The following is a 24,729-nucleotide window of genomic DNA, read 5'->3' as shown; positions in this document are numbered from 1 at the left end:
TATGACTGGGGCAATCACACACAAGACGCACGGTTCATATGATGAATTAGTTCGTGCATTCACCCATAGGCCCACGCCTCTAATCGCAATTGCTCCTGGTTTGGAAGGAGAATCGAAATGATTAAAACGAAAGTTGCCATACAGGTGACGAGCTCCGGCACGCTTCCGGAGGATACGATCATGTTAGGCGATGCCTATGTGAAGCTATGGAAAATACCGGTCGGGCAGCATGTGCCGCTGAAATTCGGCGCGTTCCGCCAATCGCTCAAAATCATCCCGTCCGCGAAAACGGACGGAATACGCATCAGTCCAGCGCTTGCCGAACGAATGGGACTCCCCCCTGCCGGACGAACGCAGCTCAGGTTCAACTACCGCTCCGGCACGATCTCCATCGGACCTCTGATCGGCGTGCTTATCAGCCGCGACTTCCCAAGTACGCCGGATAAGCCGTTCGGCACGATAACCATGTTCTGCCGAGAGCTCGTCGAAGCGTGCAAGGCGCAAGGCGCCCACGTCTACTTCTTCACGCCAGGCGCGCTGTCCGGCGGCTCGGCAAGCTCTGTCGAGGGCTGGACGTATGCCGGGGGTTGGAGACAGACCCGCATGCCCGCGCCGGATATCGTGAACAACCGGCTTACCTCAAGGAAGCTGGAGAACGCCGCCAACGTGCAGCATTTTCTAAGCGAGGCGAAACGGCTGTACGGAACCGCGGTATTCAATGAAAAGTTTCTCGACAAACCCGAAGTGTTCGACGCGCTCCAGAAGGATGCCGATCTTCACCGCTACTTGCCGGAATCCTATCTGCTGCGCAATTACGCCACTTTCAAAAAAATGTGCGAGCGGTACAGCCACGTCTTCCTGAAGCCCGCCCGCGGCAGCCTGGGAAAGGGCATTATCCGCGTCTCCCATCTGGAAGGCGAGAGCTACCAAGCCCTCCATGCGATGAGCGCCGGCTCCAAGCGGGCGGTCTATCCCTCCTTGCCTAAGCTGTATGCCTCCATCTCCGCCAAGATGAAGACAGCCCGCTACCAGATTCAGCAAGGCCTGCAATTGATCGAGTTCCAGAAGCGCCCCGTCGACTTCCGCGCGCTCGTCCAAAAAAACGCCGCCGGCAAGTGGATCATTACCTCCATCGTCGCCCGTACGGCAGGAAACCAGCAATTCGTCTCCAATCTTGCGCGCGGCGGCTCGCTCAGCACCGTCAGCGCGGCCGTGACCAAAAGCAACCTGAGCACCAGCGTCAGCCGGCTGGAATCCGCCAAGCGGCTCCGACTCGCGGCTCTGCATATCGCGCAAGGAATCGACACCCATATTCCCGCCCACTTCGGAGAGCTGGGTATCGACCTGGCGCTGGACACCAGCGGCAAAGTATGGCTGCTGGAAGTCAATTCCAAGCCGTCCAAAAACGACAACACCCCGCTAAACGAAGGCAAGATTCGGCCTTCCGTCCGAATGATGATTCAATATGCCCGGCATCTGTCGGGATTCTAGACAAAGGAGGCAGCAGCCATGCCGCACAGCAAGATCGTATTGGGCATTATGGCAGCCTCGCTCAATGGGGCGAGGCCGGATTCGCCTGGCACCTTGCTCCCTCCGGAGCCCCGGCTTAGCCGCAGCTTAAGCGTCGCCTCGCAAACGCTCGACATCGACGTATACGTATTCTCTCCCGAAGGTTTCGATCCCGCCTCGGGATCGCTCTTCGGCTGCCGGTATGCAAACGGAGCCTGGAAGCTGGAACACGTCCCGCTGCCTGATGTCGTCTATGACCGAAGCTTCCCCAAAACGGCGGAGAGCCGGAGACGCTGCTCGGCCGTACTCAGCGCCATGAGCGAGCGGAAACACCATGAACGCTTGAACGGATCGCTACCCTCGAAGCTGCGCGTTTACGAAAGTCTTCGCGATAACTCCGCGATCGCTCCTTATTTGCCGGCAACGGCACCTTATCGATCGATCGCCCAGCTCGAACGTCTTCTACCGGATCTTCCGCGCGGCGTCGTGCTGAAGCCGGCCGCGGGCATGCAGGGCAGAGGTTTCCTGCATATCGAAGCCCCGCCGCTGAAGCCGGATGCGCTGATCGTGCGGGGCAGGACACGGAACAACATGCCGTTCAAGGAAAGCTTCAAGGACTTCCAGAAACTGGGCGCCTGGCTCCAATCCTTTATGGGAAGCTCTCCTTTCCTGCTCCAGCCCTATCTCCCGCTCCGAACGTTCGACGATCGTCCTTACGATATTCGCGTTTTGCTGCAGAAGGATGCCTCCGGAGAATGGCAAGTATCCGGTTCCGCAGCCAGGCTGGGCCGTCGCGACTCCATGACCTCCAACCTGCACGGAGGCGGCATCGCGGTAACGGCAGCCGATACGCTTGGAACCAACTTCACGCCTTCCAAGGCGGAGCATCTGCTTCGCAAAATCCATGCCTTGAGCGGGCAAGTCGCGCTCCGGCTGGAAGAGAGCTTCGGCCGGTTCGGAGAGCTTGCCTTCGACTTCGGACTCGAGCCGAGCGGCAAGCTTTGGCTGCTGGAGACGAACGCCAAGCCGGGCAGAGAAGCCTTCCGGCAAGCCGGCGACAAGCAAGCCGCCAGGCTTGCAGTGACCAGACTGCTGCAATATGCGCGTTACTTGACAAGCCGCAACGCCCCTGCCTTGACGACAGCCGGCGGATCCGCCAAGGACCGCCTTTCCCGCCCGCAATCGAAATCTCGGCCATGAGGCAATGGTCTTGAAAAGTTCAGGAGGTTCATCCATGAGTTTGACAACTTGCAACGTCCACTTCTCTCAAGCATCCGATAAGATCGTTTACGTCTCCAGACCGCTCATGGGGCAGCTCAGGCTGTCCGGCAAGAAGTCGATTCTTCTCCGGCTGGGAGGCGAGACAATCGCCGCCGCGATCAAGCCGCTGAAGCGAGCCGGCAACCACTTGTATCTATCCGCGGGGGTACGTCAATCGATTCGGATTCCGAAGCCCGGCAATGTCTTCGTGCAAGCAAACGGCGACAACGAAATCCAGCTGGGGCCGCTGGTCGGCATTCTGACGGATATGATCCACTCTTCGGAGGGTTATCCATTCGGCACCCGCTCCGGCTTCATCAAACAGGTTATTCGCTCCGGCGACCGCAAGGCATTCATGTTCGGCTTTACGCCCGGCGACATCAACTGGCAGCAGGAGACGGTCAACGGCTACTTCCTGAACGCCCAGGGGGGCTGGTACCGCCGCATCGTGCCGCTGCCCGACGTCATCTATAACCGGCTGCCCAATCGCAAGGCGGAGACTTCCGCTTATATCAGCGCTGTCCGGGAGCGGTTCGTAAAGCGCCAGATTCCGATCTTTAACTGGAGCTTTCTTAATAAAGCCGATGTCTACAAGCTGCTCGACAACGATCCCGAGGCGCTTGCCCATCTGCCGGAGTCCGTCCCTAATCCCTCTTCCGCCAAGATAAAGGAGCTGCTCGACAAACATAAATTTTTGTATTACAAACCGACCGGCGGCAGTCTGGGCATCGGCATCTACAGATTGACGTACCATCCGCGCAGAGGCTACTTCGTCCGTTATCGCCGCGGCAGCGAGAATGTGCTTGTCCGCTACAGCAGCTTCCAGACGATGATGCGGATGCTGCAGGCCCGGCTCGGCAGCCGAATGAGCAGCTATGTCGCCCAGCAAGGCATTCAGCTCATCGAGCTGGACCGCTGCCCGATCGACTTCCGCTTCCACATGCACAAGAACGGGAGCAACCGCTGGATCGCGGCAGGCATAGGCGCCAAGAAGGCGGGCCGAGGCAGCGTCACGACCCACGTGAAGAACGGCGGCTCGCTCATGACGCCGAGCCAGGCGCTGGGACGGACGTTTGGCGACAATGCCGACATTATTCTCGACAAGGCCAGACGGGTCGCCGTCAAGCTGTCCGAAGCGATCGAACGCAACTATCCGCATCGGCTGGGAGAGCTGGGACTCGATATCGGCATCGACAAGTCGGGAGAGGTATGGATGTTCGAGGCAAACGCAAAGCCGGGACGCTCCATCTTTAAACTGCCCGCGCTGCGCTCCGAAGGGAAAGCCTCTGTTTCCTACATCGTTGACCACTGTCTATACTTGAGCCGCTTCCAGGGGGGAACAGGCCAATGAATATGCTGCCGCAAGAGGAGAATGAGCACAAGGCCGCCGTACTGGGCAGGCCCGTGCCGGTGCTCGCGATCCTGACCGTCGACGAGCCGGGCGGCGGCTTTCGGGGCAACCGGAGCAACTTTGCCGATCTCATTCGTACCGGTCAAGCGATGGGATTTGTTGTTTATGTTTTAACGGTCAAGGAGCTTCTGCTCCATCGCAATAAACTGAGAGGATTCGTATTTCACAAGGAGATCGGGCAGTGGCAGAAGGCGCTGCTCCCGTTTCCCGACATTATCTACAACCGGATTCCGCAGCGCGAGGACGAGATGCAGCCTGCCGTCCGGCAGAAAATTCTGGACTGCCGCCGACATTCGCGGGTGACGCTGTTCAACCCTTCCTTCTTTAACAAATGGCAATTGTTCGAATGGCTTCGCAAATCCAGCCGAACAAGACCCTTCATCCCGACGACCAGACGCCTCGTTCAAGTCGGCGGACTGGGCAGACTGCTGCGCAAGCACGGCTATCTCTATCTGAAGCCCGAGAGCGGCAAGGCAGGCAAAGGCATTATGACCGTCCGGGTCCATCATGAGAAACCGCTGCCGTACCGGCTCAAAATACAGGAAAACAAACGAAGCACCACCTATAACTGCTCCACCTTAGGAAAGCTGTGGACCCGCATCCAGAAACAAAGCGGCGGCGAGGCCTACATCGCCCAGCAAGGCATTGCGCTCGCTTCCTTTAAGGACCGCCGCTTCGATCTGCGCGCGCTCGTGCAGAAAAACCGGCTTGGCGTATGGGAGATGACAGGAATTGGCGCACGGCTTGCAGGAGTCTCCAGTATTACGACCCATGTCCCCCGCGGCGGTCAAATCGAGGATCCGGAGAAGCTGCTGACCTATTCATTCGATGCAGAGCGGGCTCATATGCTTTTACAGAAGGTAAAGCGCACGACGGTTCTGATCGCACGTCAGATCGAGCGGGCTTCGGGTCTGCGGCTCGGGGAGATGTCCATGGATCTGGGAGTGGACGGCGACGGCCACCTCTGGTTTTTCGAGGCGAATTCCAAGCCGATGAAATTCGACGAGCCGCATATCCGCCAGAAGTCGCTGGAGCGTATCTTCCAATACAGCGCTTATCTGGCTCGCAAAAAATCGAACAAAGCGGGAGGCGCTTAGCATGGAACTGCAGCTTCTGACACCGGAAATATGGCGTGCGGAAAGGAGGAGGCTGCTTGGCTTCGTTCTGCGCCATGGAGAGAAACGGATTACGGCCGCTTCTATTCGCGCGCTAAGAGATATGGAGCCCGATTGGCTGGAGACGGACGGCAGCGGTCACGGCCAGGCTGTCATTGCCATAACGAAGCATGAAGGCCGGTTAACCGGCCTCGGCTTCGCGGCGGACGGCGGCGATGCCGGCTGCCTGCTCGTTGTCCATCCGAGGGCGAGAAGGCTTGGCGCGGGGACCGTGCTGATGAAGGCGATGATCGGCAGACTGGGGAGGCTGGCCTGCCATGTGGCCGCCGATAATGTGCCCAGCATGGCGCTCTGCTTCCGGATCGGCATGAAAGCCGTGTCCATTCACAAGGGACCGACAGGCAAATCGACGCTCAGGTTCGAAAGGGGAATGCTGCATGACGCAGCCCGTACTGGGCATATTGACACTCTACCTCAATGATGCGGGCTCGCTCGAAGAACGGCGCTATTACGAACGGATGACGACGGAAGGACGGAAACTTGGCTTGCATGTATTTGTCTTCACGCCTCAGGACGTAAGCCTCTCCGGCGACCGAATTCGAGGTTTATTTTATCACCCCGGAACGGGACGGTGGACGAGGCGCTGGACCGGCTTCCCGACTCTCGTCTTCGATCGCTGCCGCATTCAGCATTCGCATCGGTACGACCAACTGTTGAAATTCCGATCGCGCTACGACGGCCTGACCTACTTGAACAAGCCGCTCCGCAACAAGTGGCAAATTCATAACCTGCTGTCGAAGGACAGCCGCTTCGGCGCCTACTTGCCCAAGACCCGTTATATCAACTCCGTGAACGATGTCCGGGAAATGCTGCGGTCGCATCCGCTGCTCTACTTAAAGCCGATTAACGGAACCGGCGGACGAGGCATTCTCAGGGTCGAAAGGCTGAAAGACGGTTCGCTGACCGTGCAAGGCCGCGATCAAAATCGTAGAATCGTGTCTCCCCGGCGCATGAGCGGCGACAAGCTGGGGAGCTATCTCTCCAAGTGGAATCTGAAGGAGGTTCGGTACATCGCGCAGCAAGGCCTCCAGCTTAAACTGGCCAACGGCTGCGTGCATGATTACCGGCTGCTCGTCCAGAAGGACGGCGAAGGCAAGTGGACCGTGACCGGCTGCGCAGGTCGCATAGGCGCGCCAGGCAGCATTACGGCCAATCTCCATGGCGGGGGACGCGCGGTTAAGATGGATGGACTGCTGGAGCAATGGATCACGGACGCTGCCAAGCGAGAGGCCGTAAAGCGGGAGGTCGCGGAATTCGGTGTCGGAATCGCCGCTTATCTGGAACTGGTTTGCGGTGCCTTGTGCGAGCTGGCGATCGATCTGGCCATCGACAAGAACGGGCGTATCTGGCTGATCGAGGTGAACCCGAAGCCAGCGCGGGAGGTGTTCTTCCGTGCAGGCGAGACCGAAGTCTATCGGCAAGCCATCGTCAAGCCGCTGGAATACGCCCTCTGGCGGTTCAAGCAAAAGAAACGCAAAACGGCCTCCGCCGCTGCGGCTCGCGAAGCCGGCGATGCGGCGGATTCCTCTCCCGTCACCCCGGATCCCCCGCATGTAGACGAATTGCCGTTGCTTCCGGAAAAGCCGGGCAAATCCGCGAAAAAAAAACGCCGTCGCCTTTAGCATACGAAGCCCGCCAATCCCGATAATCGGGGGTGGCGGGCTGTTCCATGGTCCGGCTATTATTACGGTTTGATGGCAAGCAGTTCCGGGAAGCTGCCGATGCGTTTGTCGGCGCCCGATAGCTCGGCGGCCTTGCCGTAGATGGCATAGGCGCATCCAACGGTGGTTAAGCCGTTCTTGCTTCCCGCTTCTACGTCGGAAGAGCGATCCCCTACCATCCAGACATCCCTCGAGGAAGCAAGCCCATGATCCCGGAGCAGTTTCGCTACCAAATCCACTTTGCTTGCCGTACCGTATTCGCCCGCGCTGTACAAGCCGTCGAACAAATGCGCGATTCCTTTATGTTTGGCAATTTCCTTCACGTACGCTTCCAACCCGTTGCTGGCGACGAACAGCCTGCTGCCGCCTGCTTTGAGCGCCTCCAGCGTCTCTTTGACACCGGCGTACAGCCGGCCTTCACCCGCCGCAAGCCCCTCAAGCTCGTACTGAAGCAGAAGTACGTCGGCCCTGGCGCGCGCCTCCTCGCTTGAATCCGGCATCAGCCTTCGCCATATATCCTCAAGCAGCATGCCGAGGCAGGCGAGCAACTCTTCCACCGGCGGCGCTTCTCCCTCGTACAGTCCTTCCTCCCGAAGCGTTTGGAACACGCGGCGATGTACGGAGACGAGCAGCGTATCCGTCTCGAACAGCGTTCCATCCATATCGAAGATGACGGCAACGGGGTTGCCGGAATTATTTTCCGTCAAGCTTTCCACACTCCTTTGTCTATTTATCAGCCTATCATACCGGATACTCCGATCAAACCGCAAGAACGCTTAAGGCGTTCCGAGGTTAAACCTGTCGCTTTCGAAGTTGCCCTGAAGGTCTCCCGCTATTGATAAAATAGCCTGTTTATGTCACACTGTTTGGTGGACGGAAGGCCCGGGGCCTTGCCGCCATAGAAGGAAAGGACGTGACGTGACTGTTATGACCAAGTGGCTCTTTAAGGCCATGACCGAGCTCTATTCGCGCAAGTGGATTTCCCGCATGACGGGCACGTTCGCGCAATCGTCCGCCAGCCGAGTCTTTATCCCCCGCTTCGCCAAGCTGTATGGCATAGCCGTGCACGAAGCCGAGAAGGAACTCGGGCAATACCGGACGCTCAATGAGTTTTTCACCCGCCGGCTGAAGCCAGGCTCCCGCGCCATTCATCATGGCGATCGCAGCCTCGTCAGTCCGGTTGATGCTTTAATTACCGGAGCAGGCTCCATTAATCAAGGAACCATGCTAAGCGTCAAGGGACAAGATTACACCATCGAAGAATTGCTGGGCCGCACCCCTCGCGCGGCTAGTTATATGAACGGATATTATTACGTCCTATATTTGAGCCCTACCGATTACCATCGCATTCATACCCCGATCGAAGGGGACGTCATGGAGCGCGAGCACCTGAAAGGCAAGGTTTATCCCGTCAACGATTTCGGACTAACGGTCATGACGCGCGTGCTTAGCCGCAACGAAAGGCTGGTTACATATATCAAGCACGGCGGCGGAGAAGTTGCCGTCGTAAAGGTAGGCGCCATGAACGTAAGCAGCATTCGATACGTCGAACCTCAGCGTAATCGTCTGGCCAAGGGCGACGAGCTGGCTTACTTCGAATTCGGCTCCACCGTTGTACTCCTGATGGAGGACGGCACCTACTCTCCTGACGGCGCGATTGGCGTGGGCGCCAAAGTCAGGATGGGGCAGCGATTAGGGGATCTGGCCGAAAAGTAAACACTTGTGGATAAAAAAAATAAAAGCGAGAGCAGTCAAGGACGATCCCCTTGCCATGCTATCGCTTTTTTGCTGCTCCAAGGTCATACAGCTTGCTAGCATCCCGACTTCAGTTCAGTAGAGCGCGCTTCTTGCTTGCGGCTGCCATTGGGCCGCGCGATATCGGCAGCGGGCCGCGTTCGCCCGCCAGCAAGCGTAGCATTGACCTCCCCGCCCAGAATGATAATGTTGGAGCTGATGTACAGCCAGACCAGCAGGACGATAATGCCGCCGATGCTTCCATACGTTTTGGAATAGTTGCCGAAATTGTTAATGTAGAATTGGAACAGCAACGAGGTTGCAATCCAGCCAAAGGTCGCGAATAGAGCCCCCGGAACGGCAGCTTTGAACCGAATTTCGCGGTTGGGCACAATCCAGTAGATCAGCGAGAATATAACAACCATGAACGAGATGGGAACGACGTATTTCAATATGCCCCAGATGAGTCCGAAGCCGATCGGGGAAGCGAACCAATCAAACAGAAATTCACCGATTACCTCTCCGAAAATAAGCAATACAATCGCCAGCATTATGACAAGGGCTAGCACAAGCGTCGCCGCAAGCGAAATCGCTCTCAACTTCCAGAACGGCCGGCTTTCTTCGACATCATAGGCTTTATTAACACCTTTTATGAGCGCATTCACGCCATTGGAGGCCGACCAGAGCGTCGCGATCATACCGATCGATAGAAGAGTCCCCCTGCTATTGCCCGTTACCTCCTGCAGAATGCTTTCAACCGCTTCGCCCGTCTGCTCCGGCAGCAGGCGAATCAGCTCAGCGACGACACTGTCGCCGGACAACTGGACAAAACTCATCAGGCTCACCACAAAAATAAGAAACGGAAAAAATGACAAAATAAAATAATACGTAAGCTGCGCGCCTATCGCAGGCACATCATCATCACGGAATCGGCAGTACAAATCTTCGAAAAATTTAAGCAGCTTTGAATCCTGTTTCATTGGCCTCACTCCTCTTATTTAGAAGTAAACAAGAGAAGCCCCGCCTTAAACAGAAGACATCCAAAACACTTATCGAATCTCCGAAGGACTTTTGCCCGTATATTGTTTGAATTGCCGGCTGAAGAAAAAAATATCGCGATAACCCAACGCGTCCGCCACCTCGGTTACGTTCATCCCGGCGTGCATAAGCAGATGCTTTGCCCGCTCGATGCGCATACGAATCATGTAGGACTGCACCGACATGCCGATCATCTCCTTGAACTTCATGGAGAAGTATCTCGGCGACAGCTGGGCTCTTGTCGACAGATCCTCCACGCGGTGCGCGATGCCGGGATTTTGCCGGATGTAGTTGGCAATCTCGTGAATGGCCTCCGTCAGCTGATTGCTCGCCTTTTTCTCCACTGGCACCTGGGTATCTGCGCGAAGCAGCTGGATCAGCAGCGACTTCAGCACCAGCCGCGCTTCCGTCTCGGCGGCGTACGTGCTTACGAGAAAGAGGCGGACATAACGGGATAACATATATTCGAAGTCGACCGTATCATACAGCATGCGATACCGTTTGGGAGTTTGACGGATTTCGTCCTCCACCGCAAAGTGGATATAGGTGAGCACCAACGGCCGCTGCGGATGATGCGTGGCGCTCGTATAGTCGCCGGGACGGAACAGGAAGCAGCTTCCCTTGCCAACCTGATAATGGACTCCGTTTACCTCCACTTCGCCTTCGCCGCTCCACACATAAAACAGATCGAAGTTGGCCATCGGCTTCTCGCGCCTCGCCCAGCGCCAGCCAGGTTCGCATACGATCTTTGCAAAGGCCGGCAGCAGCTTGATCGAATCCGGCGAAATTTCAAGCATAATGATTCTCCTTCCCTAAAGCGGACAGCAATTATTTTCATTATAAAACAAGTTCGCCGGCAAGCAACGAAAAAAAAGCAGTATCTCATGGTTTAGCAATCGTAAAGATGGTATAATATCACGAACATTAGAATGTAACATAACTTAAATATTTTTTCGGAAGGATGGAAATCAAGCCATGAACCCACTGGCCCAGCAGTTAAATGAGACCTTGCAGAGAGAAATTCCGAACGTTTATGCGATGTTGTCCAATCTAGGCAAAAACATCTACTTTCCCAAAGAAGGCATTTTGAGCCAATCCGCCGAAGCCAAGTCGAAGGCAACCAAGTTCAACGCCACGATCGGCATTGCAACCGAAGGCGGACAGCCCATGCATCTCAAGCTCATTCAAGACACGCTTAGCGCCTACAATCCGAAAGATATATATGAATATGCGCCTCCTGCCGGCAAGCCCGAGCTGCGAACCGCCTGGCGCGCCAAAATGATTAAGGACAATCCGTCGCTGGAATCGAAGAGCTTCGGCAATCCCGTCGTGACGAACGCGCTCACGCACGGCCTCAGCATCATAGCCGATTTATTTGCCGATCCCGACGATGCCGTCATCATCCCGAATAAAAATTGGGAAAATTACGAGCTGACGTTCGGCGTCCGCCGCGGAGCGGCAATCGTGGAATACCCTTTGTACAATGAGGATATGCAATTTAACAGCGAAGGACTCCGGGAGGCGCTTCTCGCGCAGAAGGATAAAGGCAAAGCCATCGTGCTGCTTAACTTCCCTAATAACCCAACCGGTTATACGCCCGGGCCAAAAGAAGGCGATGCGATCGTGGCCGCAATCCTTGATGCCGCGGAAGCAGGCATCAACGTAGTTGCCGTTACAGACGATGCGTATTTCGGCCTGTTCTTCGAGGATTCGCTTCAAGAGTCGCTGTTCCCTAAGCTCGCCGGACTGCATGAACGCGTGCTGGCCGTCAAGGTCGACGGCGCAACGAAAGAAGAATTTGTGTGGGGATTCCGGGTCGGTTTCATTACGTTCGCTTCGGAATCCGCGGCCGCGCTTGCCGCCCTGGAGCAGAAGACACTCGGAATCATTCGCGCGACTATTTCCAGCGGCCCGCATCCTTCCCAGACGTTCGTGCTCCGCGCGCTGCAATCGCCTGAATACGAGACGCAAAAATCCGAGAAGTTCGAAATTATGAAACGCCGCGCCAACCGCGTCAAGTCGTTGCTCGACAGCGGCCGCTATGGCGATACGCTCCAGTACTATCCGTTCAACTCCGGCTACTTTATGTGCCTTAAGCTTGCCGGCGTTACGGCCGAAGCCGTTCGCTCGCATCTGCTTAACGAATACGGCATCGGCGCCATCGCGCTTGGGGAGACCGACCTTCGCGTCGCCTTCTCCTGCATCGAGGAAGAACATCTTGAAGAGCTGTTCGACATCATTTACAAGGCGGTCACGGAAGTCGCCGCGCACTAAATCGCATTTTCATCATTCTCGCTTTCGATAGAAGCAAAGAAAGCGCAGGCTCAGGGGCCGAATTGGCCCCTCAAGCTTGCGCTTTTTTTTTCGACGAACCTGTCCCGGCGCTTGCGATCACTAGCGGATCCTTTACAGACGGCGGTTGCGGAATTCCGTCGGCGTCACGCCGTACTGTTTTTTGAAGCTTTCGCGGAAGTGATCCTGGTCGGCATAACCGATCCGGTCGCATATCTCGTAAATTTTGATCATCGGGTCTTCGAGCAGCCGGGCCGCTTCCTCCATGCGCAGACGAATCATCCAATGATTAATCGTAAAGCCGGTTACTTCCTTAACGATCGCATTTAAATATTTGTCGCTTAAGCCCACCGCCGCCGCCGTGTCCGCCAGAGACAGCTCTCTGTGTCCAAAATGTTCTCCCACATATTGAAGCGCCCGCTCCACCAGCTTCTTTTTCTTTAAATTGCCGGCCCATCCATCGGGCGGCAATTCTTCCAGCAGCGTAGGCAGCTTCTCCTTGGCGGCTTGAATGGCGAACTCAGCTTCTTCCTTACGGGCCCTCTCCTGACGCAGCTGCTCGATCGCCCGCAGGCATACCCTCTCAATTTCGGACGGATCGATCGGCTTTAGCACGTAATCCATTACCTGCAGCTTGAGCGCTTGCCTCGCATGCTCGAATTCGCTCAGACCGGACAGAATCAGGCATCGAATGTCCGGGTATCGGGATTGAGCGGCCTCGATCAGTTCCAGCCCGTTCATTTTCGGCATGCCAATGTCGGTCAGCAGCAGATCGGCCGGCTCCCGCGCAAGCCACGCCAGCGCTTCCTCGCCGTTCTCCGCCGCTCCAAGCAGCTCGATGCCAAGCTTCTCCCATTCGATCGAGCGGCACAGCGTATCGCGCACCATTTTGACATCCTCCGCAATCAACAGCTTGAACATCCTTCCGCTCTCCTCTCTTTATCCCGTCACTCCGGCGAATAAGGCAGCACCGCTTCGACGCAGGTGCCTTCGGCAACCTTTACGTAACGCAGACCGTACGCCTTGCCGCAATGCAATTGGATTCTGCGATGCACGTTCATTGTACCGTAGCCGTCTCCCCCGTCGCCCGCCCGCTCGGCCGAATAGCCGCCCGGCTGCTCTCCGAGTCTCGCGTTCATCGCATCGGAATCGCTGCCGCATCCGTTGTCCGACACGCGCAGCACGAGCCTGCTTCCTTCGAGATAGGCGGCAACGGCAATACGGCAATCCGTATGCTGATCGTAATCGGCGAAGCCGTGCACGATGGCGTTCTCCGCCAGCGGCTGCAGCACCAAATGGACGATGCGCGCGGACAGAAGCGCTTCCGGCGCCTCGATATCGACGTGCAGCCTCTCGCGCATCATTTGCTGAATATGAAGATACGCTTCTACCTGCGCAAGTTCCTTCTCAAGCGAAATCCAGGTCTGCCCGCGGTTCAGGCCGTACCGGAAGACGTTCGCAAGCGACCGGACGATGTTGCTTGTCTCTCTGTCGCCTGCCATAATCGCCCTGCAATTGATGAGGTCCAGCGTATTGTACAGGAAATGCGGATTGATCTGGGCATGCAGCAGCTCAAGCTGCAGCGCCTGCCGTTCCATCTCTTCCCTAAACGAATTTTCGATGAGGCCGTGCAAGGTGACGAGCATGGAGGCAAACTTCTGATTTAGCTCATCAACCTCGTAGATGCCGCTGTTCGGATGCGGCAGCGGTTCCTTGAACTCCGCGACCTCCGGCCGCTGGATGGCGGCGACGAGCCTTGTAATCGGCACGGTAACGCGTACGACGATCCGGCGCAGCCAGAACGCCGCGACGAGCAAAGCCGCGACCGCGGTAGCTGCCCCAATGGCCGATATCGCGAACGTATATTGGCCAAAGTGGCTCTCCGGCACCACCGTCAGCAGCTTCCACCCGTTCGCAAGCGTGTCGAACATAATCCGATGCTGCTCGCCGTCGAGACGGGCGACGATCGTCCCTTGCGGAGCGGAGGCAGCAGCTTTCACATAAGGCAGCTCCCCCACCTCCTCGAGAAACGAATATCGTTCGCTAAAGATGACCCGCCCCCGTTCGTCCAGCAGCAGATGGAAACCGTTCGCAAGCGGCGCGTTCTCGAACACGCTCCGGACGCTGCCGATATTGGCGCCGATCATGATCGTGCCGATGCTTCGCCCGTCCTTGATGCTCGACTTCCGCCTGGCGGAGTAGATCATCGCGGTATCGGGCCTGCCCGTCCGCTGTCCCCACCATACCGTCATTTGCCGGCCTTCGCCAAGAACCCGGAACCATTCTTCGCCATGCAAATCCTCGGACTTGAAAATGCCCGTTATCGGCTCGAAATGTTCCGTCGCCATGCCGTACAGGCCGCTCTCCGGCTCCAGCGCCAGCGATACCACATAAGACTGCCGGGTTACCGCGGGCGAGCCAAAATCGTTGAGCAGCGACAGCAGCGATAAATTTTCCAGATTGCTCTGCAGCGCGAAGTAGTCGTCCACCGCCTCGAACGGCTGTTGATACGCTCCTTCAAGCAAATTGTCGATCGACTGGTTGCTGATCAGGAAAGCCGATACGTTGTTCATCGTATCGAATTGATACCAGAGATTGCGATACACAAATTTCATCGATTGCTCCGCGATTTCGCGGGTATGGGCGTTCTGGACGCGGATCAGGATGTAACTTGCCGCCGTTGCGAAAAAAGCGATAATAGCCACGATCAGCACAAATATCGGCAAGTTCAGCCGGGACAGCAGTCCCGAACCTTTCCTTCGCTTCCATAGTCGCACGCCCATTCCCGCCCTTCGTTTATCAGAACAATAAATTATAGATCGCTTGCGCAGCTTCCGCGCGGCTGGCAACGCCCTTCGGCGCGAACATGCCGTCTCCGCGGCCGCGCATTAGCCCGAGCTGCGCAGCTTCGCCCACGAGAAGGCGCGCCCATTCGGCGATATCCGCTTCGTCGCGGAAGGATACTGCCTGCCCCGTCGGAGCCTTTGCGCCAAGCAGTCTTGCTCCCTTAAGCAGCATGGCCGCCATCTCTTGCCTTGTAATGACGCCGTCCGGATCAAATTCGGACATGCTTTTGCCGCTAACGAGCCCCGCCTGGTAAGCGATGGCGATCGATTGCGCGTACCAACGGTCCGAAGACACGTCCGCAAACGGCGTATCGCCCGCCTTTGTCAGACGCAGCGCCTTCACCAGCAGCTCCGCGAACTCGGCTCGCGTGACGGATCGGCTGGGAGCGAATGTCGACACGCCTGTTCCCTGAATGATTTGTTTCGCATACAGCTCCCCGACCGTCTCGTAAGCCCAGTGACCGATGCCGAGATCGGCAAACGTCTTGTCGACGGTCAGCAGCGCGTAGGTGCCGGCGCGATGCAGTTCGGCGGCGAAGCCAAACGATCCTTGCTCTCCGCCGGCATAATTTAGCTTGCCGTCGGCGTCTATGCGATAGATGCCCGAACGTTTCGCATCCGGCAGCAAGTCCGGCTTCATCCTTACGGCAATCGGCGGCTCGTACGCCGTCAGTTCCCGGGCGTCGCCATCCTTGGCCGTCAGCGACAGCGACAGCTCGAACGCGCCGCCCCATTGTTTGATGTCGGCTTCGGTCAATTTTTTGCTTTTGCCAACCAGACCGGCTGCCGCGGAAGGCGCCAACTCATCGATCCGAAGCGTGATCCGGGCGTCTTTCAACTGCTCCGGCGTCAGCTCCTTGGTCAAGGCCGCCAGCAAGTCCGCAGGCAGCTCGAGCGACAAGCTCTCACCTGCCAGCACAAGCGTATTCCCTGCCAGCAGCTCGCCGGCGTTTGCAGGAATAATGATCGTGTCGGCTTCGCTCGGCCATTCGACCACGCTTCTGCCGCCGTCACCGCTGCCCAACTGTTCGGCTGTGACAACAAGCTCGCCAGCCGGAGGAGCGGTTAGAGGGACGCTCGGCTGCGGACCGGGATTCGAAGGACCTTGCGGTTCTTCCTCCTCCTCTTCCGGAAGCGGCTGCTCGTAATTCACGTATACGAACGAATCGTAATACGACGTGTTTTTGGAATCCGCCGTTCCCTTCGTCCATTGAATAAAGTTGTCGCGTCCGTTCTGGAAGTCCGCGTCGTTAACCGCGACGTTGAAACCCAGCGAGCCGCCGGACGCCGGTCGCAGATCCTTGACGTATTCGGTCGGAATGAGCAGCTCGTAATAAGTTTTCTTCGCCGCTTCGTCACGAACGGCCGCGAACGGCGTCTGGCCGCTGATATCTCCGTTCGGGTTAGGCAAGCTCGAGCTGAACACATTGACGAGCAGCCCGCCGGTATCCGTCAGCGCGAAGCCCCATTCCACATCGTCGGAGCCATACGGCGACTGCCGGTTGCCGAGCGGATCGAGCGTAATTTGCAAGGAATCGTTTTTCCACAGGTTCGCCGCATTCTCCGATTGTTTGTGAATATTATCCATCACGGCTACGGCAACATACAACCCTTGATTGCTCCATTTGGCGTATGCCGTCGCTTCGAGATTGGCCGGATCGTGGAATTCATTCGCGTTTTGCGACTTTCGCCGCAGATGAATCGGGAAGGCGTCCGCCCATTCGTCGAGCTTTCCGTCGATGACGATATCCCCCACGGCATTGACCAGGTTGAAATCCAGCGGCATGGCCGCGTCGCGGAAAATCGTTTTGCCGTTAACGGTATCCTCGACCGACAGATCGACCTCGTAGACGTTGTAAGGCTTAGGTTCGTGATACGTCCAACGGAAGTCGAGCCGCAGCGTGTCTCCCTTGCGAAGCCCGGAAAACCCGCCGGATTCGACCGGAACAAGGGGCTCGCCGTCCGGGCCCTTCACCGTCACGGCGCCCGTCTTCTCGTACGAGGATGTGCCGGTCAGCTCGACCGTCAAAATGTCCAGCTCCTCGATCGTCTCCCTCGCGGGAACGATCCGGGCGTCGATGCCGTCCTCGACGGTCAGCTGGATCTTCTTCGTATCGAACACAAAGCCGTCGTGTTCCATCTCGACCTCGATTTCGTATCTTCCCTTGAGCGCGCGCTCCGGCACCTGGATCTTAAAGGAACGTTCTTCCGATCCCAGGGCGGAGATAGACACCGTTTCTGTCAGCGCATCGGATTGCACCGCTTCCCAGCCTGCCGGCACCTTTAAGCCGAGCTTTACATCCTGCGGAGAGGAGGTGTCGTTAACGAGCGACACCCGGATCGTATTCGGATATCCCGCTTCGCCGTTTGTTTGCGTCGGCACGACATTGCCGATAACGCCGATGAATTTAGGCGGCTCGGAGTCGGCGATGGCTGCAGCCGCCCCCGCGAATTCGCGCGCCAGTACGTTGTACGCATAGCTGTCGGCATAGCTGCCCCGCTCGTAGGCGGCATCCGCGATGCGGCCGTAGCGGTTCAACCGGTACACGGCCGACGTCGAGACGGGCATGACGCTGAACTCGCCTTTTTTCTCCGCGTACAGCTCATTCGCGGATTCGGCGGCCTCAACGTAATCCGTCGCGATTGCGCCGCTGCCCGCGCTCATATAAGCGAGCGGCACAGACGCGCTCTCCGCCATATTGTACAGCGCCTCAAGCGCGACGTATCCCGGTGCGGACGCCACTTCTTCCTGCTTGATCCGGCCTGCGACAACCGTCATCAGATCATAAACGTCCCCGATGACCGCCTCCCAGTCGGACGCTTCGCCGGAAGCGCCCGCCGCGTCTTCGATGGAAGCCGCAATGGCTGCGAGTTCGGCCAGATCGGCATCCAGCGCCGCCGAATTGCCCGCTGTCCGCAGCGCTTCCAGACGGGCCGCGACCTCGTTCCTCTTGGCGGCGAGCAGCTGACCGGCGGCAAGTCTTACGAACGAATCCGGCGCGCCCTCGATGTAGAGCGGCGAACTCGACACTTCGAGCTGGGTTTGTCCGCCTGCTTCTGTCGCCGACAGCGTCTTGCCGTTAATGTCTTGCAGTTGCAAGCCCGCCGCTCCGAAAGGCAGCGCAATGGTGCTGACCGGCGGCTTCACGGCCGGATTGTCTTTGTGATCCGTTTTTTTCCAAGCCATTACGATCGGTTCCCCGTCGTTGAGAAACACGTGTACGGCAACATCCGGATTGCCGCTGTCCCAAGTGCCGAGGTAACGCGCCTGGTCGAGCGTCGTCATGAGCTGGTTGACAGCTGCGTAAGCCAGCTTCGGCCTGCCGTCGTTGTCCGTGATGCCCCAGAAAATATCGTAGTAACGATCGTCCGTGCCGTCGTTTTTGTAATTGTAATATTCGTAAGCTTTGATCTGATCCGTAATCATGTAATTCAGGAACGCCCGTACGATGTAATCGCGCTGCACCGCTTCGGAGACGGAGGGATAACCGGCATTGGCCGTCGGCCAGCCGCCTTCCGTCAAATAATAGTCCTTCCAGCCGCCGTATGCGTTGACCAGATCCTTTACGCCGTTCATCAGCCGCTGGAGATTGCCGTCCGGCATCGAATTATAGACGTACGGATGGTAGGAATAGGCGTCCGCGTAATCGTAAGAGCCCAGCTCCAGTTCGCCCGGCAGGACGCTCAGCACGCTGGAGGTATGGTCGCCCGCCAGCAGCATCGCGTTCGGATCCGCTTTTTTCATATTTAAATAAGCGATTTTTTGGATTTGTACAAATTCCGCCGGAATATATGGTTTGGCGAACAGCTCCGGCTCGTTCGGCATCTCCCATTGACGAACGATATCCTTGTAGCGGTCCACCGTCTCATAGACAAAATCGCCCATCGACTTGAGTCCGGAGGTCGTATTGACGGTTCCTTCCTGGTAATACGGGTTTTTGTCGATGCCGAGCACCGTAATCTGGTTGAAACCCAGTCCGGCAAGCTTGTTCATTCTGACGTCGACGTCGCTGTAGTCGTAGACGGGATCACCTTCGCCGTCCTTGGCATTGCGGTCCGCTTCCTCCCACGTAATGCCGGAGCGGTGATGGCGGGCGCCCAGCTTGCGCGCTCCGTCTATGATGTCGTCGCGCCAGTTCAGCTTGTAATGCGTATTGAGTCCGAATTTGCTTTCGTTGTCCAGATCAAGCTCCCGCACGGGAGCCGCTTCGCCGACAACCGCCAGTCGCATGCGCTTGGTCAGCTCCGGCGCGGGCCGACCGTCAATCGTCAGCTCGACGGACGTTTCGTACGTCCCGATGCCGCCGAGTCCGGCGTCGAACCATATCGTATCGTTTAGTTGCTCGTAGCGGCCCAGACTGTACGTCTTCGTCCCATCGGCGACTAACGCCTGATCGCCGTCCGCCCGGCGCACCTTGTAGCCAAGCCCGATCTCGCGCGCTTCCGCCCCGGCTTCGAACGCCGCGGACAGCCCCGCCGTTTCGCCGATCGCGTAGATGCCCGCGAAGTTGCCCGCCGGCTGCAGATCGACGACGTATGGGGCCGAGATCGGCTCGATGGAGAAGTCGTCCACCATCAGGTTGATGCCGCCGACGACGTTCCATTGGAAATAACCTTTCGTCGGCGCGAGAACGTCGGAATCCTCGCCGCGCGCCACTTCTTGGCCGTCGATGACAAGCCGATGCGTGATACCGCTTACATGCAATTCGTACGAATGCCATTCGTCCAGCAACGATTGCACGTAGTTCGCGGTGTAGTAGTTGCCGCCGACCGTCGTTTTGCGCATAATAAAATATTTGGAGTTGTGCGTCGCCCACTCCATCGCGTTGTTGTTGGCGTCGTCCAGCGCGCGATAGCGGATGCGCCATGTATTCTGCACCGCCGTACTGGTCCGCTCGTATTTGGCGCGGAACTTGATCACGAAGTTGTCCGCGTTCTGGTACATCGGCAGATTCAGCTTCGCGCTGCTCGATCCGTTCAGGTTCAGCACCTGGTTGCCGTCCGGCAGCTCGATGACTCTCGTATTGCCGCCCGTTGTCCAGCCGGTCGGGATGCTGCCCGCGAGATCGTTCTCGAAGTCGTTCAGATACGGCACGATCTCCCCTATCGGCACCACATTCTCCCCGGACTCCGGATAACGGGCCGACCGGCCCTCATCCTCGGCCGTGATGAAGTAACGAATGTCCGCCGCCTTACCCGATCCCGGTATCGCAAGCGAATACGCGCCGCCACCGATGGACTGCGCCGGAGCTTCGACAACGGTCCCGTCTTCGCCATAACGGTAATGAACCGATGCAGCCGTTTCGGCGCTGCCGTCCGCCACCGCGAACATCAACGGGAGATCCGCATTATAAGGCAGCTCGGAGAGCGGGTTATGCGAAATCGTAAAGGTAGATGGCGCCGCTGCAGGCGGTTTGATCGCGACATGCTCCACGCTCAGATTCGCGGGCGTGCTCGCGTTCAATGCGCGCAGCGAGAAACCCGCGCCGCCTGCGGACAAGTCGGAATCGGCGAATACCGAGATCAGGCTGCCGTCGATATACAGCTTAAACTCCGATCCGGCAACTTCCAGCTTGTAGTCATGCCAGGCCGCCATGTTGAAGCCGGGAGCGACGGAAGCGATGTCTACCGGCGCGCCGACGATGACGCTGGCCGAAGAATTGGGGTATTTCCACAATTCAACCATGCTCGCATTTTTGAATTCCAGAAAATAATAGCTGGTTCCCGACGTATAGCGGAACATCAACCGGTACCGGTCCGCTTGCGCCTTGAATTCGACGCTGTAATCTTTGGTGCTGTAAGGAAAAGCCGATTGTTTTACTACGGCGCGCTGCGGCGACGTCGCCGTCGTCGTCCCGGTCAGCAAAGCGTCTGCTCCGCTGCCCTGCACCTGCCAGGCCGTACTCCCGAACAAATCCCAATTGGCGAGTCCGCCCGCGAAGCTTTCTTCGATGATGGGCTCCTGCTCCGCCGCTTCTGCAGGTGCAGGCAGAAACGGCAGCAACAATGCAACGATCAGCAGCATCGCGATGCCCCGACTTGTTGTTTTCACTTGCTTTCCTCCTTCTTTTTGCGGAGCCAAAGACGCCCGCTCCCGCTCCGCCGATTGCGCGGCGAAGCGGGAGGGGTGACGGCTTATTGGCCCGTTTTTGTTTTGAACGAAGCTTCAAGCTCTTCCAAAATTTTGGTTCCGCCCTGCGATTTCCACTTCTCTACGAATTCGTCGAACTTGGCGATGTCCGCGCCCATAATAATCTGGGTAAAGACAGAATCGCGCATCGTGTTCAACTCGACAAGCTTGGCAATCTTCGTCGGAGAGTCCAGGTAGTTGGAGGCGTCCGAAATTTGATAAGGGTTGTTGATCGCCACGTCCAGCGCTTCCGACGCGCGGAGCGGCAGCGACTCCAGATAACGCGGCCAGCCGTTAAGACCCGGCGCGAACAGATAGCTCTGAATGCCGCGGTAGTTGCCGTCCGGATCCTGCTGGGTTTGCGGATCGACAAGATCCGTTATGGCTTTCATCTTGTCGTTCTCGAATTTGTAGTCTTTGCCTTCGATGCCCCAGACGGTCAACATTTGATTTTCCGGAGACAGCGACTCCTCGATAATGGCTAATACTTGTTTCGGGTCTTTTGTTTTGACGCTAATCGCGTGCATTTGGGAGAAAGGCGCTCCCGCAGGAGCTACCGCCTTGCCGTCCGCTCCGGTGAGCGAAGCGGTCAGCGTCAAATATTTATACGGCTGGTCATTCTGGTCGGGCAGGCTGCCGTCGGCCGCAAGCTCGCCTTTTTTGATCCGTTCGCCCGTCTCCACCATCGTGTCGTAGCCGTTGGCCGTCGACCACCAGCCCATCCACGAGAACATTTGGCCGTTATACAGCTTTGTGCGCAGCTGCTCTTCCTTGATCGTCGCGAACTCTTTGTCGATAAGCCCTTCCTTGTACATCTGCTGCAGGAACAACAGCGCATCCTTCATTCGCGGATCGATGTCGTAGTTGCCGAACTTGCCGTTCTCTTGTGTAAAGAAACCAGGAGTAACGCCAAACGCGCCGAAAATATGGTCAAACGAGTTGTTGGCGAATTTCGGCTCGCCGATCTGGGCCGTGTAACCGCCTAGCGGAATAACCTTCGGATTCTCCGCCTTGATTTGTTTCAGCGCGTTGTAATATTCATCCAGCGTCGTCGGCGTTTGCGCTCCGATCGATTCCAGATAATCTTTGCGCATGACCAGATTCCAGCGATAACCCGCGCCCGGCCCTCCTTGGTACGGGATGCCGTATATTTTGCCGCCTACCTTCGCTTGCTCCAACACTTCGGCCGGAACTTCTCTCATAATGTTAGGCGTGTTCTGCTCGTTGATCAGATCCGTCAGGTCGACGAACGCGCCTTGCTGCGCATACTTCTGGAAGTCGTCGACGAAATCGATCCGGACCACATCCGGAAAGTCTCCGCTCGACATCTTTAGATTCAGCTTCGTTTTGTACTGCTGGACATCGACCATCTCCGGCACGATGCGGATATTGAGTTTCTCTTCAACGGCTTGTTTGACAACGTCCTTGGCCGGGTCGTAAGGCTTCGAGATGTCCTGCGCCTTCAGCCACTTCAGCTCGTACGGCTCGGCGGGAGCCGGCGATGCCGTGGCGACCGTTCCTTCGGTCGGGGCCGACGACGGGGACGCCTCCGGAGTGTTGTCGGGCGTGCTGCAGCCCGCCACCAGCACGGTGCCTGCCAATACGGCGGTCAGTACTCCGCCTGGCCAAACTTTCTTTTTCTTCGACATGGTTAATAGACCTCCTCAAATGTCCTACCTTATAAAGCTATATTTACCCCGCAGGGGATAAACCGGGTTGACGGCGCTTTACCCTTTGACCGAGCCGATCAGCATGCCTTGCTCAAAATAACGCTGAACGAACGGATAAATAATCAACATGGGCAATGCGACAATGACGATGGCGGCCATCTGTATCCCGATTGTGGGCGGCGGCGCGGTTCCCGCCTGCTCAAGCAGCTCCGGAGGCAGGCTGGAGCTCGCGATAATCGAGCGAAGGACGAGCTGGACCGGCGCTTTGTCCCAATCGGTGACGTACAGCATGGCGTTAAAGAAATCGTTCCAATAAACGACCAGGTAAAGCAGTCCAACCGTGGCGATGACCGGCAGCGAAAGAGGCAACACAATTTGCCACAATATTCTAAATTCCGATGCCCCGTCTATGGCCGCCGATTCCTTCAGACTTTCCGGAATGCCTTCGAAAAACGATTTCATAATAATCATGTTGAAGGCGCTGAACGCCATGACGAGAATCAGGACGTAATCGGTATTGAGCAGCCCGAGCCCTTTGATTGTAATGTAGGTCGGGATCATGCCGCCCCGGAACAACATCGTGAATACGAAATACAAAATGATGATTTTGCGTCCCGGCAGCCGTTTATCCGCCAGCGCGTAAGCCGCTGTTACGGTCAGGAACAACGCCAGCGCGACGCCTCCCGCCGTATTGCGGATCGTGTTTCCATAGGAGGCGTAGATCATCGATCCTTTTTTCAGCAAATATTCGTAATAATCGAAGCTGATCGACGTCGGCATCAGAATCATGCCATTCCGTTCGCTGAAAATGGAGTATGGCGTCAGGGATACGGAGATCACGTACCAGAACGGAAGGACGATGATGATCGTAACAAGCGTCAGGACGACATAGTTGGAGACGACGAAGGTCGTCTCGCCTCGCGTAAGCTTCATGCGTTCTCTTCCCTTTCCTCAAAAAATACCGGAGTCGTTGATTCGTTTGGCGATATGATTGGCGATCAGCACCAGCACAAGTCCGATCGCGCCTTTGATGACATCGGCCGCGGCCGCAAGGCTGAGGCTGAACTGCTCGATGCCGACCCGGTAAATGTACGTATCCAGAATATCCCCGACCTCGAAAACCATCGGGTTGTACAGATTGATGACCTGATCCAGTCCCGCGCTCATGACGTAACCGACCCGCAGGATAAAAATAACGACGATCGTGCTCGCAATGCCCGGCAGCGTAATGTGTACGATTCGTTTGAACCGCGTCGCGCCGTCCATAATGGCGGCTTCGTACACTTCCGGGTTCAAGCCGGCAATTGCCGCGATATAGATGATCGCCGCCCAGCCCATCTCCTTCATCGCATCCGTAACGACCAGAATCGTCCGAAAGTAGGCGGGGTCGACGAGCAAGTAGACCGGATCGCCGCCGAAAAATTCGATCACCTTGTTAATGATGCCGGTCTCCGGCGACAAGAGCAGCGTAATGATGCCCCCGTACACGACCCACGATACGAATCTCGGCAAATAGACCGCCGTCTGCAACGTTTTTTTGAACCACGCCGAACGGATTTCGTTAAGTGCAAGCGCTAACAGGATGGGGCATATAAAACCGCTTATCATTTTGTATAAGCTGATGATCAGCGTGTTCACGAAGGCGTTCATGAACATCTCCGATTCGAACAGCATCCGGAAGTAGTTCAGCCCGGCCCACGGGCTTGCTGATAATCCCTGAATCGCGTTGTAATCGACGAACGCGATGCTGATTCCGTACAGCGGCAAATAATCGAACAAAAATACCCAGACGAACGCGGGAATCAGCAGCACGTACAGCAGCTTGTATTTCCATAACCTCCTTAACCCTGTTGTCCGCCGCTCAGGCGGCGTTTCTCTCCGACCGGCAACCTTGACAGCCGCCTCTCCCATCCGGCTTTCCTCCCATCCTCTCTCTGACCGCATCCCCCGAAGAAAATGCTTACATGATTAAGCTTAGCGGCAATCGGCGCCTTGGAAAACCG

17 protein-coding genes are annotated in these 24,729 nt (G+C 57.0%); 8 read left to right on the top strand and 9 right to left on the bottom strand.

Annotation, left to right across the window (positions count from 1 at the left end; genetic code table 11):
• The first annotated feature begins 117 nt into the window (after nucleotides 1-117).
• From KJW29_RS03015 to KJW29_RS02990, 6 genes are read left to right on the top strand one after another with little or no spacing between them, the layout of a single operon-like run.
• On the top strand, nucleotides 118-1,491 hold the full coding sequence (locus tag KJW29_RS03015) for a YheC/YheD family endospore coat-associated protein (RefSeq protein ID WP_087566632.1): 1,374 nt from the start codon (nucleotides 118-120) through the stop codon (nucleotides 1,489-1,491).
• Between the two features lie 18 nt (nucleotides 1,492-1,509).
• Nucleotides 1,510-2,709 carry a YheC/YheD family endospore coat-associated protein gene (locus KJW29_RS03010; RefSeq protein WP_214628709.1) on the top strand — a complete coding sequence of 400 codons (1,200 nt, stop codon included), beginning with the start codon at nucleotides 1,510-1,512 and terminating at the stop codon, nucleotides 2,707-2,709.
• Nucleotides 2,710-2,743: 34 nt separating this feature from the next.
• A complete protein-coding gene (locus tag KJW29_RS03005; protein WP_214628708.1) occupies nucleotides 2,744-4,120 on the top strand; it encodes a YheC/YheD family endospore coat-associated protein in 1,377 nt (458 codons plus the stop codon).
• On the top strand, nucleotides 4,117-5,277 hold the full coding sequence (locus KJW29_RS03000; protein WP_425517482.1) for a YheC/YheD family endospore coat-associated protein: 1,161 nt from the start codon (nucleotides 4,117-4,119) through the stop codon (nucleotides 5,275-5,277). Before KJW29_RS03005 ends, KJW29_RS03000 begins: the two co-directional genes overlap by 4 nt.
• Nucleotide 5,278: 1 nt before the next feature.
• A complete protein-coding gene (locus tag KJW29_RS02995) occupies nucleotides 5,279-5,776 on the top strand; it encodes a GNAT family N-acetyltransferase (RefSeq protein WP_214628707.1) in 498 nt (165 codons plus the stop codon).
• Entirely contained in the window at nucleotides 5,733-6,977 is a 1,245-nt protein-coding gene (locus KJW29_RS02990) for a YheC/YheD family endospore coat-associated protein (protein ID WP_214628706.1), read from the top strand. Before KJW29_RS02995 ends, KJW29_RS02990 begins: the two co-directional genes overlap by 44 nt.
• A gap of 62 nt (nucleotides 6,978-7,039) precedes the next feature.
• Here KJW29_RS02990 and KJW29_RS02985 read toward each other — a convergent pair whose 3' ends face one another.
• Nucleotides 7,040-7,723: an HAD family hydrolase gene (locus tag KJW29_RS02985; protein WP_281426326.1), complete on the bottom strand. Its 684-nt coding sequence runs from the start codon at nucleotides 7,721-7,723 to the stop codon at nucleotides 7,040-7,042.
• A 220-nt stretch (nucleotides 7,724-7,943) separates the two neighbouring features.
• Here KJW29_RS02985 and asd point away from each other — a divergent pair, with 220 nt between their 5' ends.
• Nucleotides 7,944-8,732 (top strand): archaetidylserine decarboxylase, encoded by a 789-nt coding sequence (gene asd / locus KJW29_RS02980; protein ID WP_214630964.1) that lies wholly within the window; start codon nucleotides 7,944-7,946, stop codon nucleotides 8,730-8,732.
• 95 nt (nucleotides 8,733-8,827) lie between these two features.
• Here asd and KJW29_RS02975 read toward each other — a convergent pair whose 3' ends face one another.
• Nucleotides 8,828-9,730 carry a YihY/virulence factor BrkB family protein gene (locus KJW29_RS02975; protein ID WP_214628705.1) on the bottom strand — a complete coding sequence of 301 codons (903 nt, stop codon included), beginning with the start codon at nucleotides 9,728-9,730 and terminating at the stop codon, nucleotides 8,828-8,830.
• 69 nt (nucleotides 9,731-9,799) lie between these two features.
• A complete protein-coding gene (locus KJW29_RS02970) occupies nucleotides 9,800-10,585 on the bottom strand; it encodes a helix-turn-helix domain-containing protein (RefSeq protein ID WP_087566639.1) in 786 nt (261 codons plus the stop codon).
• 178 nt (nucleotides 10,586-10,763) lie between these two features.
• Between KJW29_RS02970 and KJW29_RS02965 the strand changes: the two genes are divergently transcribed.
• Nucleotides 10,764-12,062, top strand: a complete 1,299-nt coding sequence (locus tag KJW29_RS02965; protein WP_214628704.1) for an aminotransferase class I/II-fold pyridoxal phosphate-dependent enzyme — start codon at nucleotides 10,764-10,766, stop codon at nucleotides 12,060-12,062.
• A gap of 132 nt (nucleotides 12,063-12,194) precedes the next feature.
• Here KJW29_RS02965 and KJW29_RS02960 read toward each other — a convergent pair whose 3' ends face one another.
• The 6 genes from KJW29_RS02960 to KJW29_RS02935 form a co-directional block, all read right to left on the bottom strand.
• Nucleotides 12,195-13,001, bottom strand: coding sequence for a response regulator transcription factor (locus KJW29_RS02960; RefSeq protein ID WP_214628703.1), 807 nt, complete (start codon nucleotides 12,999-13,001; stop codon nucleotides 12,195-12,197).
• A gap of 26 nt (nucleotides 13,002-13,027) precedes the next feature.
• The gene (locus KJW29_RS02955; protein ID WP_214628702.1) at nucleotides 13,028-14,857 is read right to left on the bottom strand and encodes a cache domain-containing sensor histidine kinase; all 1,830 of its coding nucleotides are present in this window, start codon (nucleotides 14,855-14,857) and stop codon (nucleotides 13,028-13,030) included.
• A 22-nt stretch (nucleotides 14,858-14,879) separates the two neighbouring features.
• Nucleotides 14,880-20,978 (bottom strand): S-layer homology domain-containing protein, encoded by a 6,099-nt coding sequence (locus KJW29_RS02950; protein WP_214628701.1) that lies wholly within the window; start codon nucleotides 20,976-20,978, stop codon nucleotides 14,880-14,882.
• Nucleotides 20,979-21,061: 83 nt separating this feature from the next.
• Nucleotides 21,062-22,705, bottom strand: a complete 1,644-nt coding sequence (locus KJW29_RS02945) for an extracellular solute-binding protein (RefSeq protein ID WP_214628700.1) — start codon at nucleotides 22,703-22,705, stop codon at nucleotides 21,062-21,064.
• Nucleotides 22,706-22,783: 78 nt separating this feature from the next.
• The gene (locus KJW29_RS02940) at nucleotides 22,784-23,659 is read right to left on the bottom strand and encodes a carbohydrate ABC transporter permease (RefSeq protein WP_087566645.1); all 876 of its coding nucleotides are present in this window, start codon (nucleotides 23,657-23,659) and stop codon (nucleotides 22,784-22,786) included.
• Nucleotides 23,660-23,677: 18 nt separating this feature from the next.
• Nucleotides 23,678-24,637, bottom strand: a complete 960-nt coding sequence (locus KJW29_RS02935) for an ABC transporter permease (protein ID WP_214628699.1) — start codon at nucleotides 24,635-24,637, stop codon at nucleotides 23,678-23,680.
• Nucleotides 24,638-24,729: the final 92 nt, after the last annotated feature.

The organism is Paenibacillus agaridevorans, from assembly GCF_018604145.1.
Taxonomy (GTDB): Bacteria; Bacillota; Bacilli; order Paenibacillales; family Paenibacillaceae; genus Pristimantibacillus; species Pristimantibacillus agaridevorans.
This window is presented reverse-complemented; position numbering and strand designations above follow the sequence as displayed.

Coding starts and splice junctions, on each gene's coding strand:
- KJW29_RS02970 (WP_087566639.1), bottom strand. CDS start 10,585: ATGCTTGAAATTTCGCCGGATTCGATCAAGCTGCTGCCGGCCTTTGCA.
- KJW29_RS02965 (WP_214628704.1), top strand. CDS start 10,764: ATGAACCCACTGGCCCAGCAGTTAAATGAGACCTTGCAGAGAGAAATT.
- KJW29_RS02935 (WP_214628699.1), bottom strand. CDS start 24,637: ATGGGAGAGGCGGCTGTCAAGGTTGCCGGTCGGAGAGAAACGCCGCCT.
- KJW29_RS03000 (WP_425517482.1), top strand. CDS start 4,117: ATGAATATGCTGCCGCAAGAGGAGAATGAGCACAAGGCCGCCGTACTG.
- KJW29_RS02960 (WP_214628703.1), bottom strand. CDS start 13,001: ATGTTCAAGCTGTTGATTGCGGAGGATGTCAAAATGGTGCGCGATACG.
- asd (WP_214630964.1), top strand. CDS start 7,944: ATGACCAAGTGGCTCTTTAAGGCCATGACCGAGCTCTATTCGCGCAAG.
- KJW29_RS02945 (WP_214628700.1), bottom strand. CDS start 22,705: ATGTCGAAGAAAAAGAAAGTTTGGCCAGGCGGAGTACTGACCGCCGTA.
- KJW29_RS02995 (WP_214628707.1), top strand. CDS start 5,279: ATGGAACTGCAGCTTCTGACACCGGAAATATGGCGTGCGGAAAGGAGG.
- KJW29_RS02940 (WP_087566645.1), bottom strand. CDS start 23,659: ATGAAGCTTACGCGAGGCGAGACGACCTTCGTCGTCTCCAACTATGTC.
- KJW29_RS02990 (WP_214628706.1), top strand. CDS start 5,733: ATGACGCAGCCCGTACTGGGCATATTGACACTCTACCTCAATGATGCG.
- KJW29_RS03010 (WP_214628709.1), top strand. CDS start 1,510: ATGCCGCACAGCAAGATCGTATTGGGCATTATGGCAGCCTCGCTCAAT.
- KJW29_RS03005 (WP_214628708.1), top strand. CDS start 2,744: ATGAGTTTGACAACTTGCAACGTCCACTTCTCTCAAGCATCCGATAAG.
- KJW29_RS03015 (WP_087566632.1), top strand. CDS start 118: ATGATTAAAACGAAAGTTGCCATACAGGTGACGAGCTCCGGCACGCTT.
- KJW29_RS02975 (WP_214628705.1), bottom strand. CDS start 9,730: ATGAAACAGGATTCAAAGCTGCTTAAATTTTTCGAAGATTTGTACTGC.